This window comes from Cohnella terricola (assembly GCF_007786475.1).
Lineage (GTDB): Bacteria > Bacillota > Bacilli > Paenibacillales > Paenibacillaceae > Cohnella > Cohnella terricola.
Map to the genome: position 1 here is coordinate 138,075 of NZ_VNJJ01000001.1, position 24,826 is coordinate 162,900.

General features: G+C 50.1%; 26 protein-coding genes and 1 tRNA gene. 16 read left to right on the forward strand and 11 right to left on the reverse strand.

The genetic code is table 11. The features are described from left to right. Positions 1–21: 21 nt before the first annotated feature. Together FPZ45_RS00655 and FPZ45_RS00660 are read right to left on the reverse strand one after the other, a co-directional pair. Positions 22–972: a D-2-hydroxyacid dehydrogenase gene (locus FPZ45_RS00655; RefSeq protein ID WP_144697276.1), complete on the reverse strand. Its 951-nt coding sequence runs from the start codon at positions 970–972 to the stop codon at positions 22–24. 22 nt (positions 973–994) lie between these two features. Further along, the gene (locus tag FPZ45_RS00660) at positions 995–2,182 is read right to left on the reverse strand and encodes a GGDEF domain-containing protein (protein WP_144697279.1); all 1,188 of its coding nucleotides are present in this window, start codon (positions 2,180–2,182) and stop codon (positions 995–997) included. Between the two features lie 138 nt (positions 2,183–2,320). Between FPZ45_RS00660 and FPZ45_RS00665 the strand changes: the two genes are divergently transcribed. The 3 genes from FPZ45_RS00665 to FPZ45_RS00675 are packed head-to-tail and all read left to right on the forward strand — an operon-like array spanning position 2,321 to position 8,060. Continuing rightward, a complete protein-coding gene (locus FPZ45_RS00665) occupies positions 2,321–3,481 on the forward strand; it encodes a glycosyltransferase family 4 protein (RefSeq protein WP_144697282.1) in 1,161 nt (386 codons plus the stop codon). Between the two features lie 5 nt (positions 3,482–3,486). Then, positions 3,487–4,770, forward strand: coding sequence for a metallophosphoesterase family protein (locus FPZ45_RS00670; RefSeq protein ID WP_186438165.1), 1,284 nt, complete (start codon positions 3,487–3,489; stop codon positions 4,768–4,770). 23 nt (positions 4,771–4,793) lie between these two features. Continuing rightward, the gene (locus FPZ45_RS00675) at positions 4,794–8,060 is read left to right on the forward strand and encodes an AAA family ATPase (protein ID WP_144697288.1); all 3,267 of its coding nucleotides are present in this window, start codon (positions 4,794–4,796) and stop codon (positions 8,058–8,060) included. On the opposite strand, the gene FPZ45_RS00680 is transcribed toward FPZ45_RS00675, so the two are convergent. Both FPZ45_RS00680 and FPZ45_RS00685 read right to left on the reverse strand, forming a co-directional pair. Then, positions 8,044–9,111 (reverse strand): YkvI family membrane protein, encoded by a 1,068-nt coding sequence (locus tag FPZ45_RS00680; RefSeq protein ID WP_144697291.1) that lies wholly within the window; start codon positions 9,109–9,111, stop codon positions 8,044–8,046. The genes FPZ45_RS00675 and FPZ45_RS00680 overlap by 17 nt on opposite strands. Before the next feature lie 140 nt (positions 9,112–9,251). Then, positions 9,252–9,965, reverse strand: coding sequence for a hypothetical protein (locus tag FPZ45_RS00685; RefSeq protein WP_144697294.1), 714 nt, complete (start codon positions 9,963–9,965; stop codon positions 9,252–9,254). A 253-nt stretch (positions 9,966–10,218) separates the two neighbouring features. On the opposite strand from FPZ45_RS00685, the gene FPZ45_RS00690 reads away from it, so the two are divergent. The 5 genes from FPZ45_RS00690 to FPZ45_RS00710 all read left to right on the forward strand — a co-directional run bounded on the left by FPZ45_RS00690 (position 10,219) and on the right by FPZ45_RS00710 (position 12,236). After that, positions 10,219–10,791, forward strand: coding sequence for a xanthine phosphoribosyltransferase (locus FPZ45_RS00690; protein WP_144697297.1), 573 nt, complete (start codon positions 10,219–10,221; stop codon positions 10,789–10,791). Between the two features lie 83 nt (positions 10,792–10,874). After that, a complete protein-coding gene (locus FPZ45_RS00695; protein ID WP_144697300.1) occupies positions 10,875–11,210 on the forward strand; it encodes a hypothetical protein in 336 nt (111 codons plus the stop codon). Between the two features lie 89 nt (positions 11,211–11,299). Next, positions 11,300–11,515 carry a hypothetical protein gene (locus FPZ45_RS00700; RefSeq protein WP_144697303.1) on the forward strand — a complete coding sequence of 72 codons (216 nt, stop codon included), beginning with the start codon at positions 11,300–11,302 and terminating at the stop codon, positions 11,513–11,515. 94 nt (positions 11,516–11,609) lie between these two features. Continuing rightward, positions 11,610–11,999 (forward strand): carboxymuconolactone decarboxylase family protein, encoded by a 390-nt coding sequence (locus FPZ45_RS00705; protein ID WP_186438166.1) that lies wholly within the window; start codon positions 11,610–11,612, stop codon positions 11,997–11,999. Between the two features lie 150 nt (positions 12,000–12,149). After that, positions 12,150–12,236, forward strand: a tRNA-Leu gene (locus tag FPZ45_RS00710). Between the two features lie 345 nt (positions 12,237–12,581). On the opposite strand, the gene FPZ45_RS00715 is transcribed toward FPZ45_RS00710, so the two are convergent. Further along, positions 12,582–13,754, reverse strand: a complete 1,173-nt coding sequence (locus FPZ45_RS00715) for an MFS transporter (protein WP_144697308.1) — start codon at positions 13,752–13,754, stop codon at positions 12,582–12,584. Positions 13,755–13,994: 240 nt separating this feature from the next. Between FPZ45_RS00715 and FPZ45_RS00720 the strand changes: the two genes are divergently transcribed. Continuing rightward, complete coding sequence (locus FPZ45_RS00720; RefSeq protein ID WP_144697311.1) at positions 13,995–14,429, forward strand: winged helix-turn-helix transcriptional regulator; 435 nt, start codon at positions 13,995–13,997, stop codon at positions 14,427–14,429. On the opposite strand, the gene FPZ45_RS00725 is transcribed toward FPZ45_RS00720, so the two are convergent. The 4 genes from FPZ45_RS00725 to FPZ45_RS00735 form a co-directional block, all read right to left on the reverse strand. Then, positions 14,382–15,011 carry an FMN-dependent NADH-azoreductase gene (locus tag FPZ45_RS00725; RefSeq protein WP_144697314.1) on the reverse strand — a complete coding sequence of 210 codons (630 nt, stop codon included), beginning with the start codon at positions 15,009–15,011 and terminating at the stop codon, positions 14,382–14,384. The genes FPZ45_RS00720 and FPZ45_RS00725 overlap by 48 nt on opposite strands. A 269-nt stretch (positions 15,012–15,280) precedes the next feature. Further along, positions 15,281–15,421, reverse strand: coding sequence for a hypothetical protein (locus FPZ45_RS25170; RefSeq protein WP_186438167.1), 141 nt, complete (start codon positions 15,419–15,421; stop codon positions 15,281–15,283). 140 nt (positions 15,422–15,561) lie between these two features. Further along, the gene (locus FPZ45_RS00730; RefSeq protein ID WP_425456929.1) at positions 15,562–16,374 is read right to left on the reverse strand and encodes an alpha/beta fold hydrolase; all 813 of its coding nucleotides are present in this window, start codon (positions 16,372–16,374) and stop codon (positions 15,562–15,564) included. A 90-nt stretch (positions 16,375–16,464) separates the two neighbouring features. Then, complete coding sequence (locus tag FPZ45_RS00735) at positions 16,465–17,703, reverse strand: YbfB/YjiJ family MFS transporter (RefSeq protein WP_144697317.1); 1,239 nt, start codon at positions 17,701–17,703, stop codon at positions 16,465–16,467. A gap of 116 nt (positions 17,704–17,819) precedes the next feature. On the opposite strand from FPZ45_RS00735, the gene FPZ45_RS00740 reads away from it, so the two are divergent. Next, positions 17,820–18,725 carry a LysR family transcriptional regulator gene (locus FPZ45_RS00740; protein WP_144697320.1) on the forward strand — a complete coding sequence of 302 codons (906 nt, stop codon included), beginning with the start codon at positions 17,820–17,822 and terminating at the stop codon, positions 18,723–18,725. A gap of 248 nt (positions 18,726–18,973) precedes the next feature. On the opposite strand, the gene FPZ45_RS00745 is transcribed toward FPZ45_RS00740, so the two are convergent. Next, positions 18,974–19,429 (reverse strand): VOC family protein, encoded by a 456-nt coding sequence (locus FPZ45_RS00745; RefSeq protein WP_144697323.1) that lies wholly within the window; start codon positions 19,427–19,429, stop codon positions 18,974–18,976. A gap of 122 nt (positions 19,430–19,551) precedes the next feature. Between FPZ45_RS00745 and FPZ45_RS00750 the strand changes: the two genes are divergently transcribed. From FPZ45_RS00750 to FPZ45_RS00765, 4 genes are all read left to right on the forward strand, one after another. Beyond that, on the forward strand, positions 19,552–20,490 hold the full coding sequence (locus FPZ45_RS00750; RefSeq protein ID WP_144697328.1) for a helix-turn-helix transcriptional regulator: 939 nt from the start codon (positions 19,552–19,554) through the stop codon (positions 20,488–20,490). 400 nt (positions 20,491–20,890) lie between these two features. Further along, the gene (locus tag FPZ45_RS00755; protein ID WP_144697331.1) at positions 20,891–21,343 is read left to right on the forward strand and encodes a MarR family winged helix-turn-helix transcriptional regulator; all 453 of its coding nucleotides are present in this window, start codon (positions 20,891–20,893) and stop codon (positions 21,341–21,343) included. 57 nt (positions 21,344–21,400) lie between these two features. After that, complete coding sequence (locus FPZ45_RS00760) at positions 21,401–21,811, forward strand: DoxX family protein (protein WP_186438168.1); 411 nt, start codon at positions 21,401–21,403, stop codon at positions 21,809–21,811. After that, a complete protein-coding gene (locus FPZ45_RS00765) occupies positions 21,780–22,268 on the forward strand; it encodes a VOC family protein (protein ID WP_222430752.1) in 489 nt (162 codons plus the stop codon). The genes FPZ45_RS00760 and FPZ45_RS00765 overlap by 32 nt, the downstream gene beginning before the upstream one ends. Positions 22,269–22,604: 336 nt before the next feature. Here the strand turns inward: FPZ45_RS00765 and FPZ45_RS00770 are convergent, their stop codons facing one another. After that, positions 22,605–23,048 carry a MarR family winged helix-turn-helix transcriptional regulator gene (locus tag FPZ45_RS00770; protein ID WP_144697336.1) on the reverse strand — a complete coding sequence of 148 codons (444 nt, stop codon included), beginning with the start codon at positions 23,046–23,048 and terminating at the stop codon, positions 22,605–22,607. A 132-nt stretch (positions 23,049–23,180) separates the two neighbouring features. Here FPZ45_RS00770 and FPZ45_RS00775 point away from each other — a divergent pair, with 132 nt between their 5' ends. Both FPZ45_RS00775 and FPZ45_RS00780 read left to right on the forward strand, forming a co-directional pair. Then, positions 23,181–24,056 carry a DMT family transporter gene (locus FPZ45_RS00775; protein ID WP_186438169.1) on the forward strand — a complete coding sequence of 292 codons (876 nt, stop codon included), beginning with the start codon at positions 23,181–23,183 and terminating at the stop codon, positions 24,054–24,056. 22 nt (positions 24,057–24,078) lie between these two features. Further along, the gene (locus tag FPZ45_RS00780; RefSeq protein WP_186438170.1) at positions 24,079–24,714 is read left to right on the forward strand and encodes an FMN-dependent NADH-azoreductase; all 636 of its coding nucleotides are present in this window, start codon (positions 24,079–24,081) and stop codon (positions 24,712–24,714) included. Positions 24,715–24,826 lie beyond the last annotated feature (112 nt).

Sequence of the window (24,826 nt, forward strand, 5' to 3'; positions counted from 1 at the left end):
CCGGTCATCCGGCTTGCTTTTTCAATAATTCCGTCCGTAGTCCACGAGATTTCTACCCGGTCGTTCCCCTGCTGCGTAATTTCGCAGATTGCTCGTGAAGATGTCCGTAACCTTTTGTTTGTATTGGCTCGTCCATCCTCCGATATGAGGCGTAATGATGACGTTATCCATCGTCCATAGCGGGTGATCCGAGGGCAGGGGTTCCGTCTCGAATACGTCCAGACCCGCTCCCCCGATCGCGCCATTCGCAAGTGCCTCCACCAACGCATCAGTATCGACGGAAGCGCCGCGTCCCATATTAAAAAACAAAGCGTGAGACTGCATACGATCGAACCGGCCCGCATCGAAGAGGTGATGGGTTTCTTCCGTATACGGGAGAATGTTGACGATGACATCGCTTTGCGCGAGTACGAAGTCCAATTGTTCCATTCCGTACATTTCATCGACGGCTTCGACCGGTTTGGCGCTGCGCCTTACGCCGAGGGTCCGCATCCCGAACGCTTTGCCGAGACGGGCAACTTCTTCTCCGATCACGCCGACTCCGATAATTCCCATCGTTCTGCCGGCGAGCTGATGATAACGCTCGGATGCTTTCCACTGCCCCCTGCTTTGCTGGCGAATGGCATGATGCAGATTGCGGCTGAAGGCCAGAAGCATTGCGAACAGCGTTTCCGCCATCGATACCGGATGAATGCCGCTTGCGCTTGTCAAATAAATTCCGCGATCGCGAAGCTTGTCGAGCGGAAGCTTATCCACTCCGGCGGAACTCGTCTGCACCCACTTCAATCGTGCGGCGGAATCGAGTGCCGCTTCCATCCGCGAGTTCCATCCGAGCACGATTTCAGCGTTTAAGAAATACTCGTCAGCAATCGAATCCGCATCGCCGGACACGATCGTCCAGTCCGGTATTATGTCGCGAATTTGCTCGATTTGTTCAGGTTTGAGTTCGAAGAGCAGTAGAAGAGTAGGCATGCGAGTTCACTCCTTGAGCTTATTATCCACGGCGGCGTTGCTTAATGGGCCCAGAGGCGGCGCCGCGGTCCAGTGCGGTGAAAGCGGTTACCCGATTTTTGCCGTTCGTCTTGCTGTAGTACATCGCTTGATCGGCTTGCTTCATGAGCGACTCCGCGGTTTCTCCGGGGGAGACCATGCTGTAGCCGACGCTGATCGTGACGATCGATTCCTTCTCCGTCCGGGCGCGGATATTCTCGGCAACTTGCGCTACCGACGACGCCGGTCCGACGATAAACGCGACGAGTTCTTCGCCGCCGTATCGTCCGGCGAGGCCGATGCCGTCCGTCTCTTCCATGATCATCGAGGAGACTTGTTTCAGCACTCCGTCGGCTTTATGATGCCCGTGGGTATCGTTCAATTTCTTGAAGTTGTCGATGTCGCAGAAGATGACGCCGATCGATCGGCCCGTCGCGATCAGTTTGTCCAACCTACCCATAAAATACCGCCTATTATACAGGTTGGTCAACCCGTCGGTAATGGAGGAGCGATATACCGATTGCAAAATCTCGACGACCCGTTCGAACAAAATGGAGAAGAGGAAAATATAGTAAAACACGGGAAGCAGGCCCGAGATCGTCTTGAAGACGTGGACCTCGGGCGCCCAATAAACGGAAGAGATGGCCAAGATCTGCATCGTAAACGCGATCCATAAGCTGGTCATATATTTGCGCGGCTGACCGATATGCGGGGCGAACATCAGCACGAACAACGGGCCAAGCAGCAACAAAAATCCGTCCAGAGCCGGAGTCGATTGGATTCGGTTCATCCATTCTTTGTCGCCGGAGGAGATGCCCGGAAGGAGGTCTCCCGCCGCAACTAGCAGCCCGGTGACGAGCAAACCGTAAAACCAAAGCCGGGTTCGCGGACGCCGACGGTGATAGAGTTCGAAAACGGCGAAATTAATGACGATAAACGCATATACTTGTAGAAGCTTTCCGATGAAAACAAGAATCGGCGACGAAGGCGTCAGATCCAGCGAGATGGCCATCTGAAGCAGATGTTGGATCAGAATGAAGGATAGCGACGTCAGCAGCGATCTATAAGCGAGTTTGCGGTTGCTGACGTATAGGCGATAGGACATGAACAGCATCAGAGCTACGATGACCACGGCCATCGACGAAGAGAACAGAAGGCCGAAATTATCAGGCGTTAACGTAATAAGGAACATGGGAGTCTCCTTTGGGGCAATCTATGTAACTTGCAGAACATATGTTTCTAATATATCATATTTTCTGAAAGACGAAGAGCGTTAATCAGTTCAATTTCAATCATACAGCAAGATCATAGCAAGCGAGGAGGAATCGCTATGAACATATTGCAGGCGCTGTTTTTTCCACCGGAGCAGCCTGGCGGCGTATCGTCGATGGTTCCCTATATTGGGGAGAGGTTTCGCAAGATCGGCTGGGAGATGGAGATGTTCTCGCTTCCGAAGCGCATCCGGAATAAAGGGAACGAAGAGATCGAATTCGCCACTTTCGATTGGCGGTCTTATTCAGGCCATACTATCGTGGACAAATATATTCAGACGTACAAAGACTATATTTGGTGGACGCGATTACGTTTATCGGACCAGCGCTACGACCTGATCCATGCGCATCACCCGATCGCCGCCTTAGCGATGAGCCACATTTATCCCGATACGCCCATCTTAATGACGGTGCACTCCAGTTACGAGCGGGAACTGATCCTGAACGGACGAATCGCAGAGGGGGGGCACGAGCATCGGTTCTTGACTTCGATCTACGGAGAACTTGAGCATCGGACAGACCGTCTGATGACCGTGTCGAATTCCTTTGCTAATTATATCGGCACTTACTTGAAAGAACCTGACAGCACGATCGTCATTCCTAACGGATATGATGAAAAAAGATTCAAACCGGTTCCCCACGAGAACGAAGTCGCTCAGCTTGTCTCCGTATGTCGGCTCGTGCCGGCGAAAGGCCTGGACGTTTTGCTGCAGGCTTGCGCGGAGCTGCGCAAGCGGAACGCGAATTTTGTATTGCACATTATCGGCGACGGACCGATCCGCGAACAACTCGAACAGTTGTCGCAGGAGTTGGGCATATATGACGATACGATTTTTTACGGATACATGCTGCACCCGGAAGAGCTGCTTCCCTTCTTCGATATCTTCGTGCTGCCATCCCGAGCGGAAGCGTTCGGTTCGGTGTTCGCCGAGGCGGCGCTTTGTTTGCTCGCGCTCGTCGGAACGAACGTTGGCGGCATCGCGGAACAGATTGAAGACGGCGTGAACGGCTTGCTCGTTCCCCCCGAGAATGCTACGGCTTTGGCGGATGCGCTGGAGACGGCGATCAACGATCCGCACTTTCGGTACGAGATGGCGCGCGCCGGGTGGAACAAGGCGAAAAAGGCGTATTCTCTCAATCGCGTGATCAACGAATTGAAAAGCATCTATGGCTATTACGACAAGAGTACCGAATCAGAAACCAGTATAGGGGAGATGTGAACGAAGTGGGCGTTCCTTTTTCCTTTATCCATGCAGCCGACTTGCATCTGGACAGTCCGTTCAAGGGGCTGACGAAAGCTCCTGAAGCCGTGCAAGCCCGGCTGCGCGAGTCAACGTTCGCGGCGTTAAGGAATCTGTGCGGACTCGTCGGCCGAGAGAAAGTCGATTTCGTCGTGATCGCCGGCGATTTGTTCGATGCGGCCGACCGCTCCTTGCGCGCTCAGCTAAGGCTCGAGCGTGCCTTGAGGGAAATGACGGAGCAAGGGGCGCAAGTGTTCGTCGTTCACGGCAACCACGATCCGGAAAGTGGGCGGCGTGCCCGGCTCGAATGGCCCCAGGGCGTGCGCGTATTCGGGACGTCACAGGTAGAATGCAACACCGCACATACCCACAGCGGCGAGATAGCCGCCCATATATACGGCATTTCCTATTCGACTCCTGCCGTTACGGACAATCTGGCGCTTCGCTTCAAGAAAAAGGAGGGAGCGCCTTTTCATATCGCGTTGCTGCACGCCAACGTGGACGGAGATCCCGCGCATGATAATTACGCACCCTGCAAGCTGGACGAGCTGTCGTCCGTGGGGTTCGATTATTGGGCACTCGGCCATGTTCACGACCGGCGAACGTTGCGCGAATACCCGCATGTCGTGTACCCGGGCAACCTCCAGGGACGGAGCGTTCGCGAGACGGGCGGTAAAGGCGCTTATGCGGTCTCGGTATCGGAGACCGGAGAAGTCGACATGCGCTTTCACGATCTTGCGGATGTGCTGTGGCAGGAGATTGCCGTCGAGATAGACGGTATCGAGCGCGAGCAGGAACTGCGCGATCTGATGTTGGAGGAGCTTGAAGAGGCCCGGCGGCAAGCCGGAGGGCGACCGGTCCTGGCGCGAATTCGTCTGGAAGGGCGGGGCGCTATGCACGAGCGATTGTTCGATGATGGAATGACGGAGGTGTGGCTTGAAGAGCTTAGGGAATGTCTTGAACCGCCGGAATCGACGGAAGCTTGGATCTGGCCGGAATCGATAGCTGTCCGCACGAAGGGATCGATAAAGCTCGAACAAGCCGCGGAAGAAGACGGGTTTCTGGGCGAATTGTTGAGACGGGGCATATCGGCCGCGCTGCTGCCGGAATCGTCGAAAGAACTATTGGACGAAGCCGCAGAGAGCTTGCGCAGGCAGCCTAAGATTCGCGAATGGCTGGAGTCGAGGTCTCATGGAGAGCGTGAATTATGGATTCGGCAAGCGATGGAGCTGTCCGCGGCGTTGCTTCGCGATGAAGACGCCGGTTAAGCGGTCGAGGTGGAGGGCACGGAATGTACATAAAAGAACTGCGAGTAGACGGGTATGGCGCTTTGCAAGATTTGGCAATTGAGCTTGCCGGCGAACGCGCAGGCGGGCGTACGCCGAACTTAACCGTCATCTACGGCTTAAACGAAGCGGGCAAAAGCACGCTGCTTCGATTTGTTCGCAGCATGTTATACGGATTTCCGACTCGGAAGGACCCCGTGGAGCGTGGGGAGCCTGTATTAGGCGGCCGGCATGGCGGCAGCTTGCTCGTGGCGGACAAGTCCGGCCGCCAGTGGCGGATCGAACGGCATGCAGAACGGAGTGGAGAGCTAAGAGTTCGGGACGAAACGGGAGTGGAACGCATTATCGGGCAGCCGGAGTGGGAAAGGCTGATGCTCGGGGGCGTATCGGAGCGGTTATTTCGCCAATTGTTCGCCGTGTCTTTAAATGAGCTCCACGAGCTTCGTTCCCTGCAAGGGGAGGAGCTTGGCAATTATTTGTATCATGCTGGGCTGGCAGGAGGTTCGGCGATTACTGCAGCCAGGCGCAAACTCGGATCGGAGCTGGATAAGCTGTATCGCCCCAAAGGGTCGACGCAGGAAATGAACCGGCTGCTTGGACGGATGAAGGAAATCGAAACATCGATCCGCCAAAGCCGCGACGATGTGCAATATTATCGGGAAACAACAGATGAGCTCTCCCGGGTTGAGGACCAATTGCTTCGGATCGAGAAGGCTTTCCCCGAGTTGAGAATACGCGCGGCCAAGCTGCAGGGCGCTTACGAGCTTCGCGAATGGTGGCTGAAGCGGGAAGTGCTGCTTGCCGAGGATTCTGAATTAAGATCGGGCTTGGTGGATCCTGACGCTCCTCTCTTGCAAGAAGAAACCGCGATCGCATGGGCGGAATTGAAAGCCGCGACAACTGCCGGGGAACTCAAGCTATCGGAGTTGCGAGAGTCTCTCGCTTCCTTGCGCATGCAGCGGGAGAAGTTGGCATGGGACGAAAAATGGGTCGCCGCCCTTCCCGAACTCCAGCGGCTTGAGTCGATACGCGAAGGGATTGCAGCCAAACGGGACGAGCGATCGGAACTGGAAGCCGAGCGCAGGATGATGGACGAGGCGGTGCGGAATGCGTTGTCTGGAATCTCCGCGGAGTGGGGGGAATCCGAACTGCTTGCTTTCGGCGGGTTAACTGCCGAGAAGGAGCAGGTGCGCAGACTAAACCAGACTTGGGAGGAAGCGGAAAGAGCCACGGGCGCGCTGCAGGCCGAGCTTCGCAAGCTTGATAGGCAGATCGAAGTGCTTCTTGCCGAGGAGCGGGCGTTGGTGTCGGATATGCAAAGCGGTTCGATCGGAAGGGAGGCAGGCGTTTCCTTGGATTATGTCGGTTCGGACGGTATTTTCGTGCCGCGCACGAAACCCGCCCTATTCGAAGCCTGGCATCAAGCGGATGATGCCCGCCGGGAATACGAGCTTGCCAGGGCTAACACCGCGAAACCCGCCCGCGACCGGTTATCCCGTTCGGACACGAACCGCAAGGAACCGGCGAAGGGCGTGTACGCGGTATCAGGTCTTATCGCGGCGGCGGCAGTCGCGCTAACGATCCTACTGAGTCAAGGGGATAACGTCCCGTCCGCGGCTTATCTGCTCTCCGCGAGTCTATTGCTATTATCCGTTTGCCTCGCCGTCTACGGATGGCGGCGACAGAACCGGCCCCCTGTCCGGGGCGACGAAACCGAACCTTCGAATGAGACTTATGCTCATACGCGCAAGGCTCAGGCCCAGTTAACCGAGCGACTTGGCCGATTGCTCACTCATCCCGAGACGGCGACAGCCAGTCTGCTGGAAGATCCGAGAGCGGATAATCAATCGCTAGACGAACGGGGATTGCAGGAAACGGAAGTTGAAGCGTGGCGGCGACTTCGGAGTGCCGTATACGAACAGGTAGAACGGCTAGAAGAGATCGATCGCGGAAGATCTAAGGGACAGGAACTGCAGAGCCGAATCCAGGAGTTGATTAAGGAAAAGGATCTCATCGAGCTTGATGCGAAGGAGCAGAGGGAACGCATCCATGAGCTGCGGGAGAACTGGCAACAATGGCTCCGCGATCGCAAGCTTCCTGCGTTCCTCATGCCGGACGTATTGCCGGAGCTAATGGGTGCGACGGAACGGGGGCAGGTAGCGTTGCGCCAACGCCAGCGCATAACGGAACGGTTGAACGTTGTGGACGGGGCGATCCGGGAATTCGAGCAAGCCGTTGCCCCGTTCGCGGAAGCTTTCGCTCCGCCTCCGGGCATGCGCTCGGACCCGATGTTGGCCGTACAATGGCTGCATCGGGAAGCGGACGAACAACTGAAAACGATGGATGAAGCGCAAAATATCGATCGCCTCATCGAAATGGCGGAGCGATCTATCGAAGAGGTAGCGGAAGATCGGTCGAGAGTCGAACGCGGGATCGCGGAGCTGTTGCGAACGGCGGGGGTTATTTCCGGAGCCGAGTTCGAGCAGAGGATTCGCATTGACGAGCGTTGTTCATCGCTGCGTAAGGAAGCGCGGGAGATTCAATTAAGGCTCGAGTCCGGAAGGGACTTCGGCGCCCAGGCGGAGTTGTACGAACTGCTGGGCAAGCACGACGAGGCATCGCTTGCCGCGCTTCTGGAACAGAGTCAAGAAGCGCTCGCAGCCGAGGAAGCGCTACGTTCGGAACTGCTGGACAAGCGGGGCCGATTGGCGCAAGAGCTCGATCGGCTGCGCAAGGAAGCCGAAGCCGAAGACAAAAGGCATAAGCTGAGCGATCTTCAAGCGCAGTTGGAACGGGTGGTAGAACGTTATGCGATTGTTTCGCTGGCGGATCGCTTGATCGTCCGGACGAAAGCCGTCTACGAGGAAGAGAAGCAGCCGGAGGTTCTCCGGCAGGCCTCTCGGTATTTCCGGCAAATGACCGGCGGCAAATACGAGCGGATCGTCGCTCCCGGAGATTCGAAGTCGCTTTTCGCGGAGACGAAAGACCGGAGGACGGTGGACAGCGTATTTTTAAGTCGCGGAACCCAAGAGCAGCTTTATCTTGCCATGCGTTTCGCATTATGCGGCGCGGCTTCTCCGGAACAGCCGCTGCCGCTGCTCCTGGACGATTTGTTCGTCCATTTCGACGAGAGCCGTTTGAAGCTGACGCTGCCCGTCTTGGAGAATCTGGCGGAATCCCGGCAAGTTATTCTATTTACTTGTCACGGGCATGCCGCCAGGACGCTTACGGAAGGAATACCCGATTCAAGAATGGTTACGCTTGGAGGTTAGGCGGTTTGGGACTGTTGTTGGTAAGAGCCCGGTCTCGACCGATCAGGAACAACCACCCCAAGCTGAGCATGCCGAACATCGGATACAATGCCGAGAGCAGCTTGCCGAAGCCGAATTGACCGGCAAGGAAACAGAACAATAGCAGCACGGCCGTAAGCATCCAAGGGGAAGCTTTCGTTCTAACGTGCAATTGCAGCGTAAGTCCGTAAATATCGGCGACGAGCGTCGTGAAGATTTCCATGAAAATCAATAAGACATAAACCCAATGAAGCCATGTGCCGAGTTCTCTGGCGATACCGCCCATCGGAATATCGAATTGCGCGATGCCCGGCATTCGCGAAGCGAGCGCGAAATGGCCAGCCAGCAACAGCACGCCGATGCCGATCCCGCCTATCCAAGCGCCTCGCAGCAAGCTACGGCGATCGCCGATCGTCGATCCGAGCGGAACGAGGACGGCTTGAGACATCGACAGGTTAAACGCGGCGTATAGAAAGGGAGATAGCCATGCCGCCCAAGGAGAAAGCTCGTTAGGCGCTCTCAACCATTGATCCGTCAGCGGGTTCTGCAGCGTCTTATAGACCAGGAATATCGAAAATATGATCATCATCGGCACGACGATCGTATTGATCGCAAGAATCGCGTTCATTCCTTTGCGCAGCAGCATGAAGCAGGCGAACATCGTGACGATCAACCCGGTTTGATAACCGAGATTCAGTTGCTCGGAGAAAACGGAACCGGCGCCCGCCAGCATGACCGCGTTCACGCCGAGCAAGACGAATAGCATGATATGACTGATCCAGCGTCCACCTCGCTCCCCGAACAAATGCTTATTCAGATCTTCGTAAGATTTGGCTTTTATCTCGGCCGACAGGAGCATCACCTTAGCTCCGATCCATACGAAAAACATCGTAGACACGATGATCAGATATGGTCCCCAATAGCCGAATCGCGTGAAAAACTGCATCACTTCCCTGCCGGACGCGAACCCGGCTCCGACGACGGTCCCGATAAATACCAGTGCGACTTGTATGCTCATGGCCCATTGCTTCATTCCGCGGAACCTCCCGATCGGACCTTGTCCATTCCTACCTTAACTTTATGTCGCTTATCGGGCGGGCATGACTTATGAAAGCTGAGTCGCAATAAAAAACGCCTTCTTTCATCCGGAAAAATCCGTTGAAGGAAGGCGTGTTAAATATCATCTTTGAGAAGTTTGATGGACAATACTTTGCGGGAGTCGGGATCCAAATCGACCTTTAGCCACCCGCCGGATACTTCAAGCGCAAGAACGTTCGTCTTCGCGCCTGCCGAGATGCCGAGCAGATCCGCGGCTTTGGTGCCGTCCATTCCGTAGGACAACCCTTGAACACCCGTGTTCACTTTGTTTGAGGTGATCTCGATATAGACGACTTTATCCCGCTCGTTCAGTCCGATTGCCAAACCGTCGTATTCCCAGATGTTAATCGTATTCGAATCTCCGGGTAGAGGATAAGAATCGTCGGGAGCTCCGTAATGCTTGACGACCTCCTTCTCCGACGCGCCAAGCTTCAAGCTGGCGAGCGACGGCGATTGGGGCTCGAAAATAGGCTCGGTCGGCTTTGAAGGCGGCTTCGATTGGGGCTGGATCGTAGACGTTTCGACAGTCGGCGCCGACGCCGAAGGTTGAATGTCGGGCTGATGTTGCGGCGGCTCCTCCTTAAGCGGGGGTTCCTTGGTTGCGCCTGTCACCGGTTTACTCGAAGGCCGGGCAGGCGAGTTCGTTTCGGGAGATACCGTCGCCGGAGGCGGATCGGCGCTCGCTCCGGAGGAATGAGGAGCCTCGGCGGATGAATTGCACGATGCTAATGCGAAGGATAGCAATATCGCCGCGCATATTTTCAAGCGCGACGGCGAGTAAAATGGCATGTTCATCCCCTCCTCTGGATTTCCCTACTAATATATAAGACAATACACGACTGGAAAAGTTTCGAACCAGTCGTCCTTTTTTTGAAAATCATGCTTTTGTCGCATCCGGTCGCAGTTTGTCGGGACTATAGTCGCGCTAACGCAACATTTTTTGCTTCGCCGATGGAAGCGATAACTGACGAAATCCGGTGTTGCGCGGGGGAATAGGATATGGTACGTTAAACGGAAAAGACAACGGGCGGTGGAGAAGACGATGGATATTCTCAAAGAGAGAATTTTGAAAGAAGCGAGTGTCATCAACTCCGGGGTGTTGAAGTTGGATTCTCTGCTTAACCATAGCGTGGATCCGCAATTAACGATGGAGATGGGCAAGGAGTTCGCGGCCAGGTTCGCCGACGAACGCATTACGAAAGTGATCACCGTCGAGGCATCGGGCATCCCCGTCGCTTTTGCAACGGCGCTTCAGTTCGGAGTGCCGCTCGTGTTCGCACGCAGAAAGAAGACGCTGCTAGGCGAGGCGGACGCTTATTGCGAGAGAGTGCCTTCCTTCACGAAGGGGATCGTGACCGACCTGATCGTATCCAGGCATCTTCTGAGCAAAGAGGATTCCGTTCTTTTTATCGACGATATTATCGCGAACGGCGATGCTGCACGGGGATTGATCAAAATTATCGAGCAGTCTGGCGCCGAGCTGAAAGGGATCGGAATCGTGATCGAGAAGTCGTTCCAAGCGGGCGGACGCACGCTTAGGGAGTTAGGCTACCGGCTGGAAACACTCGTTAAAATCCAATCATTGGACGACGATAAAATTACGTTTGCCGATTAGCCAAATGGGTAATGCGCATTCTTTCGATCCTGAGATCATTATCGTATAATAGAAGTATCCTGCAGATGGGGAGGCGAACAGCAATGGACAATGCCAATCAAATCAATTTGCCGGCCGACTTCTTCTTGCATAAGCTGGAAGAAGCTAAAATTCATTTCGAGCGCGCGCTCGATTGCAAACACACGGAGTTCGACGATTTGTACCCGTACATGATCGAGCATCCGCAATTTTTCTGGTATAAGCGTTACGTCGCATGGTCGGAACTGCTCACGATCGTGAAGCTATGCGAAGAGCTGAAGCTTCCATGGACGGAGCGTTTCGCAACCCATCAGGCGGAATATGTACAGAAGCGAGTCATGTCCAGCAAAGTACTCGACTACTGGTACGAAACGAACGATTCGAAGGAGCACGTCGGGTGATCGCGGCGTTGCCGTTATGTTAAAGAACCGGAGAACCCGCGGGGACTAAGCCCAGCGGGTTTTTCCGCCTAATTAGGAGGCGAATGCCAATGTTGAACGATGAGCAATTGGACAAGCTGCGTGTAGACGGAACGAAAATCAGAATCGTCAGGGACGCGCTAGCGGAAAATGATGTCAGGGGAATCGTAGTCGCTTGGGATGACGATTATGTATTGATTCGCCGCCCGAATCGGCGAGTGATCAAGGTGAAGCGGGAATATCCGATTCAATTGGCGAGCGAGCCGAGACAATGGTCGCTTGAATGAATTTTCCATCATTGAGGAATCCTGAACGTACGGCTCGCAGATGGCAGGCGGGCCGAACCGAAGGATTCTTCTTTCGATTAACGGAGGGATGGACGTGACGCTGGCGGAACAAAATGGCTGGAGCGAACTGGACGCCAAAACACGGCAGCTTATCGGCTTGGGCGTGGCACTTTACGCCAACAACGAGGATTGCGTATTTCGCTATACGCAGGAAGCCAAGGCGATGGGAATCAGCGACGAGCAGATAATGGGGACGGTCGCCGTCGCCGCGTCGGCAAGCGAACGGATCATGTCGCAAGGCGCGGCCAAGGTTGAAGAAGCTCTAAAGATTCAATTGGCAGGGTCGAAAAATTCGGCAAACGCTCATGCATCCATTGCGTCCAACCCATTGCGATACCAGCAAGAAAGCGATGCGGAATTCGCCGATGACGAAGCTTTCGGCCTTTTCGGAGTGATGATCGGAGAAGTGTCGCCATCGTATTGATCGAGTGGTATTAACTGAAAATTAGAACTTCGAGTACTTCTCTTGACTTCGCTTTGATATTTGTGATATTATAATATACGTGATTTCGACAAAGTTACTCGTGCTTACTGCCAATGAGGCGCGATGTAGTCGAAGATTACGTTCCAAAATGCGGTCATGGCGGAATTGGCAGACGCGCTGGCTTCAGGTGCCAGTGGTAGCAATACCGTGGAGGTTCGAGTCCTCTTGACCGCACCACCTTAAGAATGAACGAGCTCTTGAACTTGTCCTTGTGACGGTTCAGGAGCTTTTTGTATGATTGGGATTTGTAAGGTGTTACTTATGACTTGCGCCGACGAAACCTTAAAGCTGCAATCCAGATGAGCATGAGCAATTTTCCCTTCACATTAAAACAATAAGCCGCATGAGTAGTCACTTCAACCTGATACTTCATCATTTTCAGCCATTCCAACATGAAATCGCTGAAAAGAACACCGGTTGGGCTGTCCGAATCTGGAAGACGCTGATATGTTGTTTTAAGCAACATATCAGCGACTTTTCAGTACTTCTCTTTAACGTGGCTACCTTGCTTCTGTTATTTTCCTAGCTCGCTTGCATAGCATTTGAGCCTGTATGAACATTGGATTTGCGACTGGTGATGAGCAGTTGTACGCCGATCATCGCAACAATTATAACAACCATAGCGAGCAGCGCAGCATTAAAGCTTCCGGTGCGATCATGGACCGCCCCGATGAATAACGGGCCTAACGCTCCGATCATATAACCGCCGCACTGAGACATAGCCGACCAAGATCCGGCTTCCTCCGAAGATTTCGTCTCGACAATCGGCAGCATAAGCCCCAGCGGAAATAATCCTCCCGCCCCGATTCCCAGGAATATGACAGCCGGTAGCATTGGTAGACGGAGCAATAACAAGATAATTCCAACCAACTCAAATACACTGCATAGAATGAGAAAAAATCTTCGATTGCCGAATCTAGAAACAAGACCGGGTACCGTCAAGGATACAGGAATTTGAATCATTGTAAAAACGGTAAGAAGCAATGCCGAGTTTTCAGCACTGTAGCCGAAGCTATGGGCAATCGGCGAAATCCATGCCGTAACCGAATAAAACATACTTGCCATCAATCCGAAAAATAACGTTAACAGCAATGCTCTTTTATTGCGGATTGGAAGCTTGGAACGGACCGTACTACTTTTGTTCTCCTTGTTTCGAAGAAAAACCGACCAAACGATTAGCGCAATTACGCCAAGGAATGCCCAGCATGACAGGGTCAACGTTAAGCTCTGGTTGCTTCGATGATAGATCGGAATCGAAAATGCGGAAGCCACTGCCGCTCCTACGATCATGGAGGCAGAATAAATGCTTACGATTCCGGGCTTCGTCGGAAAATACTTCTTAATAAACCCGGACAGCAGAGGTCCTGCCAAGCTAATCCCGATGCCGCCAACCAAGGCGCTCGCTACCAAGACCGGGACTGAACCGACAATCCCCCGCACAGCAGTTGCGCCCGTAATGAGCACTAACGAGATAAAAATGGTGCGCTCGAGACCTAGCCGATCACGCAGCGTCGTTGCTAATGGAGCAAAAATCCCCATGCAAAATACGGGAAATGTGGTCAGCAAACTTGCTGTTAACCCGCTCATTCCCAGATCGTTTTGCAGCGTTCCAAGCAAAGGGGCAACAGAGGTAATAATCGGTCTTAAGTTCAAGGCTGCAATAAAAATCGCTACAATTAAATAAAGCTTTTTCATCGGTTGCTTCCCTCCTGCTTATCTGTGTGAATATATTTATAGTATTTTTGTCTGAAAACGGCTGATTTTTTCAGGAGAAACGAATTAGTTGTTCGCATATTGGGCAGACGCACGCCTGCGAAGTGGTGACGATTGCAAGGCCGAGAGCTGTGCCAAATTGAAACGTCTCAAACCAGAATAGGTACTAAAAAGCTCCTTAGGAAAAAAGGAAGCAAGTTTATGACCAAAGGGAGGGAGTCTATGAAACCTGGACTGCGTCAGACTTACAACATTCCTGTTGAAGCTACGCTGGATGTTATAGGCGGCAAGTGGAAAACGCTGAGTTTATGTCATTTAACGTATGGTTCTAAAAGAACGAATGAACTTAAAAAAAACATTCCAGAAATTACGCAAAAAATGTTAACCCAGCAGCTCAGAGAATTGGAGGAGGACGGAGTTATCACAAGAACGATATATAACCAGGTACCGCCAAAAGTTGTTTATGAATTGAGTGAGCTGGGCGAATCCCTTAAGCCTATCGTCGATCTGATGTGCGATATCCGATTGACATGGGAGAGCGCTTCGCTGCCAGCGAAGCGCTCTCTCACCGATAGTAATCGTCAGTCTCCACTAGATAAGCGATACAATTCAATAGGAAGTCGCTATAGACCCAGCTTCTTGGAAAGCCTTGGTTAATACTTCTTCCCTTTTCAAAGAAAAATTCCCTTGCGCACGAATGATTTGATAGTCGTCGACTCCCATAAAGTTGAACATTGCTTTTAAAAATTTGTGGGAATATTCCACTTCCGTGTACCAGTCATTGTTTGTATAGATCCCGTCACTCGCTTGAATGACAAGCACTTTCCTGCCGTCTTTTAGCAGACCGACTGATCCGTTGTCTGTATAGGCAAAAGTCTCTTTCGCGATTAGAATGTTATCCATATAGTCTTTTAGCTTGGATGGAATGTTAAAGTTATGCAGTGGCATGGCGATGACGTATTTCTTCGCAATTTTAAATTGCTGTAAGATTTCCGATATTCGGGAGTCGAGCGCCCGTTCGTCATCCGTTAAACGCTCATTTCTCCCCTTTTTTTCCTGTAGACTTAGAAAGGTACGGTCAACGAAAGGAATGTGTTCCCGATATAAATCGATTTGTTCAATGGGTCCTTCCGGATTTGTTTTTTTGTAAGTCTCTAGAAAACGATGAAGCACTTGCAGACTGACGGATGAATCGGCATCTACTTTTGGATGTGCATTAATAACAAGTAGTTTTTCCAACTTCGATAACCCCTTATGCTCAATATTGTTTACGTATATAGAGACAACCAAGGGATATATTTTGTGACATAAGTTGCAATTCATATTATCGCCTTCGCGCAAGCTACGGCTTCGCGCTCGATTCGAACGGCCGCATCGGCGACTAGGCGCAGTTGACGACAAGTCTCGCCTCGGACCAAACAAGCCGCCCCGAACGAGATTTTTTTCGCGGGAGCGGCTCATTTGGCGTGCAAGTTCAGATAGGAGGCGAATGATCGAATACGCCCGGCTTAGATCGAGCTTGCGTTCGCTAACGACTCCTCGGCGTCCTTCGCAGGCTGCCCCAACTTGGCTCTGCCGACGCTCAGCGCGACGACCGCGCCGGCGGCCGTGACGCAGAGCGCGAGCACGAAGCCATGGTCGTCGGTCAACCCGTATAGCACCTTACGGGTTAATAGGGCCTCGTTCTTCCATTCGGCGATTAAATCTTCAACTGTAATATACTCTCATCCTCTCCTGAACAAAATCCTCTGCTAGCCTTGTCCCATTTCTTTACTCCCAATGCCTGCTATTAGGGGTTAAGGAATTCGCTTACCGCATGAAAATAACCGTTTAAATCGTCAGCATGGACACCGTGGCCGCATTGTTCAAAAACAATAAGCTTCGTATTCGGTCTTCGCTCCTCCATACGTCTCGCTTGCTCCGTATCGAGAATGAAGCTTTTTGCGCCATGAATGAGCAGAATCGGGGTACTTGAGCCTAACCAGTCATCCCACCATACCCCGTTGGACTGAGGTACGGACACTTGCAGCCCCTTCAAATCCGTTCGGAATCCCCAACCTTGTTCGTCCTCAAACACGCTTTCGGCAAAATAATCAATAGCCCGGACCCCTGTGCTCGCAATCGATTCTCTCAGCTCCTTTAGGGAAGCCGATCGGTTTGGAAGCTTGTCGGCAAAGGAGAAATCGGCATTAATCTCCGCACCGATATCCTCAACGATAACGGCTTTCACCAATTCGGGATAACGGGCTGCGAACTGATAAGCATTCAATCCGCCCAAAGAATGTCCCAAGATTGTGACAGGGCGCCCCCCAAGCTGCGACTGAACGAGGTTCAGAATATCATTCACGTAATCGTCTCTTGCATATTCATTACCTTGGGGGTGCTCGCTCCAACCGTGTCCGCGTTGATCCAGAGAAATAACCCGCCAATCTTGGAAACGCACGGCCAACTCCGAAAATGATCTTGCATTGGCCATATACCCATGCAACATAACAAGCACTCGGTTGCTATCTCCGCCAAAATCAAGATAGGAAAGTCGAAGATTACCCGAGAAAAAAAATTTCCTTATGGCCGATTGGTCAGAGCTGGAATTCGACATCATATTGACTCTCCTTTCTATTTTACTGTTGTTCCTCGAATTTATTATTACCGCTAATGGTGACAGTTCTTGTCATCGATAAACTCCTTATTTTCAGATGTTAAGCGGCAAATTTCGTATTTCAAGCTTTCGTTGTTGTTGTCCATACAAAACTGCCAACAAGGCAGCTATCGCCATAAAGATTGCACTGGACGCAACGCCCACATGCAAGCTGTACCGTTCAACCACCACGCCTCCAACGATGGGACCTATAATCTGCCCTGAGGCAAAAAAGGCGGTGGCTATGCTTAGACTTGCCGCATAAACATTTTGAGGGACATGTCGCCGAAGCAAAGCCGTCGTCATCAACGGAGGAGTAATAAAGGATACCAACCCAATCGTGATTGCGCCCAATGCCGTAAAAAACAAATCATCGGTAATTACGCCGCACACCCCGATCGTCCCAATGGCTAACCCCGACGCAAGCGTATAACCGCTCGGCCATCGGTCAATGGCTTTGCCTCCGATCCATCCGTTAAATAATCCCGCAAACCCGATTGCGGACCAGACCAATCCGGCATAAAGCGATGGAATGCCTTTGCTCACTAAATAAGGAATTAGATAGGTGAAATAGATGATGTAACCCCATCCGAAGAAGAAATAAGAACCGATTAAGAATAAGAGCTTCTTCGGATTCAAAAAGAGACGGTACGCCTTCACGCTTTCTTGGTCCTGTGGCTTCGATTCCGGCGACGAGGGTAATTGGGCGGATCCTCGCCTTTTGGTAACAAACTCGAATCCGAACGCGGCAATGACGCCGAATATCCCCATAGCTGCCCAAGCATACCGCCATCCCTGCAAGTGAGCAGGGTCTATCGTAAAGGGGGCGAATATACCCGTCACCAGAATGCCGGCTGATCCGCCTAACCAAATAAGACCCGATGCCGTTCCTCGTTCCGCCGGTCGAACTGCATCCATAGCAATGGACAAGACTAATACCGTGGCGAAGGCCGATAATAAGCCAATTGCGAACCTCCATAACCCGAGCTCAGTGAAATGATCGCTAAATGCCGAGCCGATCAAGGCCAATCCGAGCAAAAAGCACGTTAATCTGTTGATGACATGCTTGTGGTCTGGAAAGCGTGATAACAAAGGGGAAAGGCACAAAGTCCCGATTAAATAACCGATAAAATTGACTGTGCCTAATATGCCCAATTGTCCGTAACTACCTCCGATCGCCCTTTGTATCCCAGGTAAGAACATGCCGTAAGAGAGCCGTGAAAAACCGAGAATGACGACAAACAAAAGCGAAGCCCATAAAGTGATCCAGTTGAATGCGGATTTCGTGCCCATTATCCCACCTACTTCAAAAGTTAGTATTTACCCTATTGTAAAATTACGGATATGTTTTGTAAAATTGAATTATATGAATAAATAGTTTGTAAAAACTGAACGAAATGGTGATGATAATGGATATTCGAGCTATAAAGACCTTCGAGGCTTGCGTGCGTCATGGTCATTTTTTGAAAGCCGCCGAAGAACTCCGATATGCGCCCTCTACGGTAACTCTTCAGATTCAACGTTTAGAAGCAGACCTGGGCGCTTCTTTATTTGTGCGCGACGGCAAACGAGTGATCGTAACTGAAGCCGGTCGATGGCTCTATCAAGAAGTCTCGACTTTATTGAAGTCAATCGGATCCATCAGGCAGACCGTCTCCGATATCGCGTTGGGGGATAACGGCTACGTTCGCTTCGCCGCCATCGAGCCTGTCGCAAGCCAAAAGCTAGCAGCTGTCATAGCCGATTTTTGCAAGACTCGACCGAAAGTGGAGTTCATCATGGAAGTAAGCGGGAGCAGAACGATCGCTGAGAGGGTACGGAACGGCGAACTAGACTTCGGAGTTTGCTCCGCTCCAAAGGCGGGCCTGACACTGGAGTTTGAGCCTTTAATCGAAGAACGATTAGGGATCATGTTAAACACGAGACACCCACTGGCCGAGAACGACAGCATCACGATGAGCGACCTCTTAGGACAGACCTTGCTCATAAAAGAACCGACTTGTATTTATCGAGAGCTTTGGGAAACGGCGTTTAATCCAGATGAAAAAAACGATTTCTCTTGCATTGAGGTTGGAAGTTTCTTTGTGATTCAACAAATGGTTAAAGCAGAATTCGGCATTGGGATTGTTCCAATGTACAACGGCTTGGAACAGGCAGACTCCGTGGTCATCAGATCATTCGCCGATGTGAACCCTGTTGTCACTATAGGCTTCGCTTATAAAAATAAAAACTACCTGGGAAAGGCATCATTATTGCTAATGAATGCCATTCGGGAATCCTTTAACCAATTCGGAACCGATGTGAAAAAGAGTTGATTGTGACTCATTCGACTTCAACTGGTTCAAATTGAATTCGTATATCCTATGGCAGGTGCTTTCCATTGGTTGAATAATACAAGGACGGGAGAGCCACCTCAAACTGGGATGGCTCTCCTATTTGGGACATTCTATCTTACTAGTGGCTGTCATTTGTTAACCAAGCGGCTCAACCTTACCGAACCGACTCTTGCTAGCAATGCGGATTTAGCCTGATCCAGCGAAGCGCTCTCCCACCGTGGTTTATTTCACTGCCCCAATAATCTGGCATCATACATTAATTGTATTTGAATACCGTACGGGTCTTCGATAATACCGTATGCTTCGCTAAACACATTTCTGGATAAAGGAACAATAATTCTTACCCTATCATCTGTAGTCAAGCTCTTGTAGAAATGTTCGATTTCTTCTAAATCCGCACTCTGAATACACAATGAGGTATTGTTACCCACTGCATATTTTTCTTTGGTGTCCATTGAATTCTCTGCCAGCATTACCTTTGTTTTTCCGATTGATAAGACGGAGTGAGAAATATTATTCTTATTTTCATCAGTAAACTGCAACGAACTGTCACGTTTTGCCATGTCTTCATAAGTAACAAGTAACAATTCCTCTGCGTTGAAATGGTTTTTGTAGAAATTTATCGCTTCTTTTGCTTTTCCGTTCATGGATAAGAAAATAGCTACTTCCAGTGTTGCACTCATGGTATTAATCTCCTTTTATCTAATGATCTCAGGTAGATATCTTTTAACATTGATATAGTACCTTGAACTTAGTATCTTATAAAAAGGAGTCAAAACATGGCACCTTTATGAGGAGAGTTATTATGAAGAAATCAGAAAGACTAAATGACCTGATAAGATTTTTAAATAATCGAGAGTTCTTTAATTTAAATGACCTGATGGATAAATACAATATTTCAAAAAGTACAGCTTTACGTGATATTAGTTCATTAGAACAATTAGGCATGCCTATTTATTCGGAACATGGCAGACATGGACGATACGGTATCCTAAAAAATAGATTGTTATCCCCCATTGTTTTTACTATTGATGAAGTGTATGCTCTATACTTTGCCATGTTGACGTTAGAATCTTATCAATCAACGCCATTTCATTTAAGTGTTAATCAACTAAATGAAAAGTTTGAAAACTGTCTTTCTAAAAAACAAATAGAACAGGTTCACAAAATGAAAAAAGTCCTTCAATTTGAAATGTACCTACATAATAATGTCAGTCGCTTTTTAGATAAAATTTTAAAAAGCATCCTTAATGAGAGCAGCTGCACGGTTCAATATCTAAAAAATAGTCAGAAAAAAAGTTACCATGTTCAATTCTTCAAAATCTCCGCTAAGTTTGGTCAATGGTATGCTACTGGAATTGAGTTAAATACGAATAAATACAGCGTTTTTAGATGCGACAGGATTACCTTTATAGAAGAAGAGAACAATAAATCTCAATTTACTATAGATGAACTCGTTAGTCGTTCATTAAGTATTTATCGTTCCGAGAAGAGTATTCGCTTTGAAGTCGAGATTTTAGAACAAGCAATGGATATTTTTTATAAAGAACATTATCCTTCTATGAAAATAGAAAATGGTAATAAAACAGTTATTAAGGGATTCTATAATCAAGGAGAAGAGGAGTTTATAGCTGACTATTTTATGAGATATGGTCATTATGTTATGTCAGTGAAGCCTGAATCGTTAAAACAAATCATCCAAGATAGAGTGGAGAATCTCTTAAACCACTACCAAAAATTATAAATCGGCATCTCAACGATTTGTCCGTCCACGTGACCGTCGGCTAATGAGTCTGCCGTTGTCGAAAGGCCCGGGCCTCGGCGCTGCAATCTAGATAATCGAGATTAGCGGGCGGCGCGGAGGCTTTTTCGGCGCTCTAACTCCGAGATCGGGACGAATGCGAGTCAATACGGGTTGTTTTGGCGTTGGAATCCACTGAGCATAGGGGGTTCGTGGGGGGATAAGAAGCTGGAGCGATTGGATCACGTATAGCAAGAACCCGATCGCGACAGGCCTGTTGCAGCCCTCTTTGGGCTTCACGTTCAAAAGCTTGCAAACAAGAGAGAGAAGAAATGGGACTTTACAATTCCTTTTTATTCTGATTATAATATGATTAGAATTCTAACTATAGAGGTGCTTTGTGATGAAAGAAAGCAAGCATGAGGACTGGCAGTGGGATAAAGGACCGATTGGTCGGCTTGTCAAAACTGGCTATGTTACGTTGCGTAGAGAAGTGGAAGAATTATTAAGACCTCTGGGTTTAACCCACACGCAATGGAGCTTGTTGAGTGTTATTCGCCATTTTCCAGGCATTTCGCCATCTCAATTAGAACCAATTCTGATGATTGAAAGGCCAAGCGTCACCAGTCTGCTGAACGGGTTGGAAAGCAAGGAACTAATCATCCGAAAGAATCATCCGCAAGATGGTCGGTACAAACTTATTTATTTAACGGAAACGGGTTTGAAATTGGCAGAAGAGACGCAACATTTCACTACTGTTGTAGAAGAACGGGTTAAAGATGGAATGACGGCGGACGAATTCGAATCCTTAAAGGCACTCCTTGTCAAAATGGTCGATTTATTCGCAAAAGAGTGACGATCATTTTTTTAAGAATATAGTTAGAATTCTAATTAAATAAGAAGGAGAAAAATCATGAAGAAATGGGTTCGTATTGCGGGATGGATCGTTGTAGGTCTGACTTCATTATTTTTTATTCAGAGTGGAATTCAGAAGTTGGTGGGTACAGAACAGATGGTCGATATGTTTCATGAGTTAGGCTATCCCGACTGGAGTCGAGTCGTAGTTGGATTGATTGAAATAGTAGGCGCGGTTCTGTTGGCTTTACCGCGCTTGACCTTCTACTCTGCAGCCGCGCTTGGAACACTTATGATTGGAGCAGTTGCTTCCGAATTGTTAGCCGGTCAGGGTCTGGGAGCCTTATTGCCTGGTCAATGGTTGCTCTTATTGGGTCTGATTGCAGGAGTGCGAATCAAATTAAATATACAATCAAAAGCAAGGAGAGTTGAGAACAGTGACAAAAGATTCCAAAAAACTGACATTTGAAAGTTTCGGTTGGTTAGGCTTTCATCATGTGGCCTTAGTTACTCCGGACTTGGACGCAACCATTCTCTTTTATGAAGATGTGCTTGGAATGCACTCATCAACGGTATACCCAGCACTCTCTCAGCGCGGCAGGCACTGTTTTGTAAAACCTGGTGAAACGGAATCGTGGGGAATTCATTTTTTCGAATACCCGGATGCCCAAATATTTCAAAGCACTGATGCGCTGAGACGTCTTGCGGAAAATCCGGAGTCGGCTGATTTATATCGATTCGTGTCCGGAGCGCTTCAACATATCGCGTTTGCACTCGCATCAGAAGAAGATGGGTTGGCCTTGCGCAGTAAACTAAACAGCCACGGAGTTGCAATGACAGAAATCTACGATCAGGGTAAAATACGCAATTTTATTTTTGTTGATAATAATGGAATCCAGTTGGAAGCCGCATGGCCAAAGAAGTAAGGCAATTGGGGATAGGAACTGAAACATGAAATAGAAGATATCCTGCAAACAACCACCAACGGGTTGCAAACATTAGCGTTTTAATCACACCAACCTTTCGGGTGCTACCTTGCAGCATTTGGACTATTGTTGGCGCTCTCTTCATCATAAGCAGGTGATTCCGACCAGAACGAAATAGAGAAATTATTGAAGCGAGCCTATGATCTGGGCTTTCATTATTCCCAACTGAACAGAGATGTGTTTCTTGCTTCGAACTATGCGCATTAACATTGTAACCGGATCGCCGTATAACACTGACCTTGCGAGGTTAGTGTTTTTTCGTGTGGATTCCTTTTTTCAAATTAGCGAACGATAAATCTTGGATAGCCCTCTTTCAATCGCCGCTCGCTCATCTTCGTCCAGAACGCTAAGGAAATAGTTTTTGATCCCATCCGCATAGGTAGGCCATGTGGCCAGAAACGCTTTTTTCCCTTCCCGGGTCAACACCGCGAACGCTCCTCTACGGTCTTCCTCCGTTCGTTCCCTCTTCACGAATCCTTCCCGTTCCAACCGTTCGACGACCCGCGTCAGACCGCTGCGCGTCAGCACCACATGCTTCGCCAACTCGGTCATTCGGAGCTTTTTGTCCGGGGACTGATACAAGGCCACCAGGACGTCGTACGTCGTCAGCGGGATTTTCCTTTGATCCGACAAATCTTTCTCGATTCTTTCGATTACGGCTGCATGTGCGTTCACGAATGCGCGCCATACCGCCAATTGGTGTTCATCGAGCCGTTTCATGCACAGTCCCTCCTGAATGTCTCAACTAATAACATCATATACGAAAAGTTGTTGACTGAGCAAATAACTCGTGATATTTTATTGTTCAAGAAATATTTGCTTAGTCAAATAAATGGGGAGGAGCTATCTGCGATGAGCGGCATTTTGTTTGGTCTGTTATCCGCTTTCTCTTTCGGCACAGCCGATTATTTGGCAGGTAGGGCGAGTCGGAAAACGGGGATTTTTTCGACGCTCTATTTCATGCAGCTGGTCGGGTTGATCTTCCTGACCGTTGCCATGACGTTGGCGGGACAGTGGGGCAAATTGCCGGTCGATCCGAACGCAGTCTTATCGGCAAGCCTGTGGATGGCGTTGGATCTAATCGGCATACTTTTGCTATACCAAGGGCTCGTTTCCGGTAAAGCGTCTATCGTCGCCCCTATTGCCTCCAGTTTCTCGGTCATCACCGTCATCCTGGCCTTGGCGTCCGGAGAGCGAATCGATATAGGGAGACTAACGGCGATCGTTCTGACTTTTGTCGGCGTCCTTTTGACTACGCTGGTTTTATCGTCGAAACAAAAGATGGCAAGACCCAGTAGGAAGCTGGAAAGCGGGGCGGTATGGGCGATATTGGCTGCCTTGTTTCTCGGAGTGGCTTTTTTCGGTCTTCGTTATACGCAGCAATCGCTTGGCGGTCTGGCGACGGTATGGATCGGCCGGCTGCAGGCGACGATACTGCTCCCGATTGTATTTGCTTGTCTGAAGAAGCGTATCGGACTCGCACTCCCGGATTTCAAGAGCGCTGGCCTGATGGTCATCGTCGGCATTCTCGACGCTGCGGCTCTGGTCAGTTACAATTTCGGGCTCGGTTTGGCAAACACCTCGATTGTCATCGCCGCAACTTCGCTGTTTGCCGTCGTTACCTTCCTATGGGGAGTGCTGCTCGACCGGGAAAAACCTGCATGGAACCAGTGGTTGGGAACCGGCTGTACATTCATAGGCATTTTCATCATTTCCTTGCTCCAATAAAAAAATGATTGAGGTGAATTGGATGAAATCAATCCTGTATATTACCGCGAATCCGAAGCGCGAGGAGTTGTCCAACAGTCTGACGGTGGGCCGTCGTTTGGTGAATGCGTACCGATCCTTGAATCCCGACGCCGCGATAACCGAAATCGACGTCTACCGGCAGCCGATTCCGCTCGTGAACGAACATTTCTTAGCCGCGCGTCCGAAGATTGCGGCCGGAGAAGTGCCTGACCAGCTTCCGCCCGAAGAAAAGGAAATCACGGAGAGATTCTATGCCCGCACCTTGCAGTTCATGGAAGCAGATACGTATATTTTCGCCTTTCCGTTGTGGAACTTCGGGGTGCCGCCACTGCTGAAAGCTTATGTTGACACAATAAAAGTGGCGCGGAAAACGTTCCGCTATACGCCCGCCGGTCCGGAAGGTTTGCTGAAAAATAAAACGGCCGTGCTCATTCAATCCAGCGGGGACGTGTACACGACCGGTCCGTTACGGGAATATGAACATGGGAGCCGGTATTTGAAGTCCGTCTTATCGTTCATCGGCGTGGAGAGGATCGAAACGATCCTCATGGAAGGAATGGACAAAAGCGGGGGAGATGCCACGGAGAAGAGAAATCAGGCAATCGAGCGTGCTGTGGAGCTTGCAAAGACGCTGTGATGAATTGGAGTGGTCGTTCAGCGTCTGGGGCTTCAAGACAGTTCCTCTTACCGACCGTGCAAAGAAGAACCTTCGCCGTCTAGTCAGACGGTCTATCGCGTATCCGCCCGAA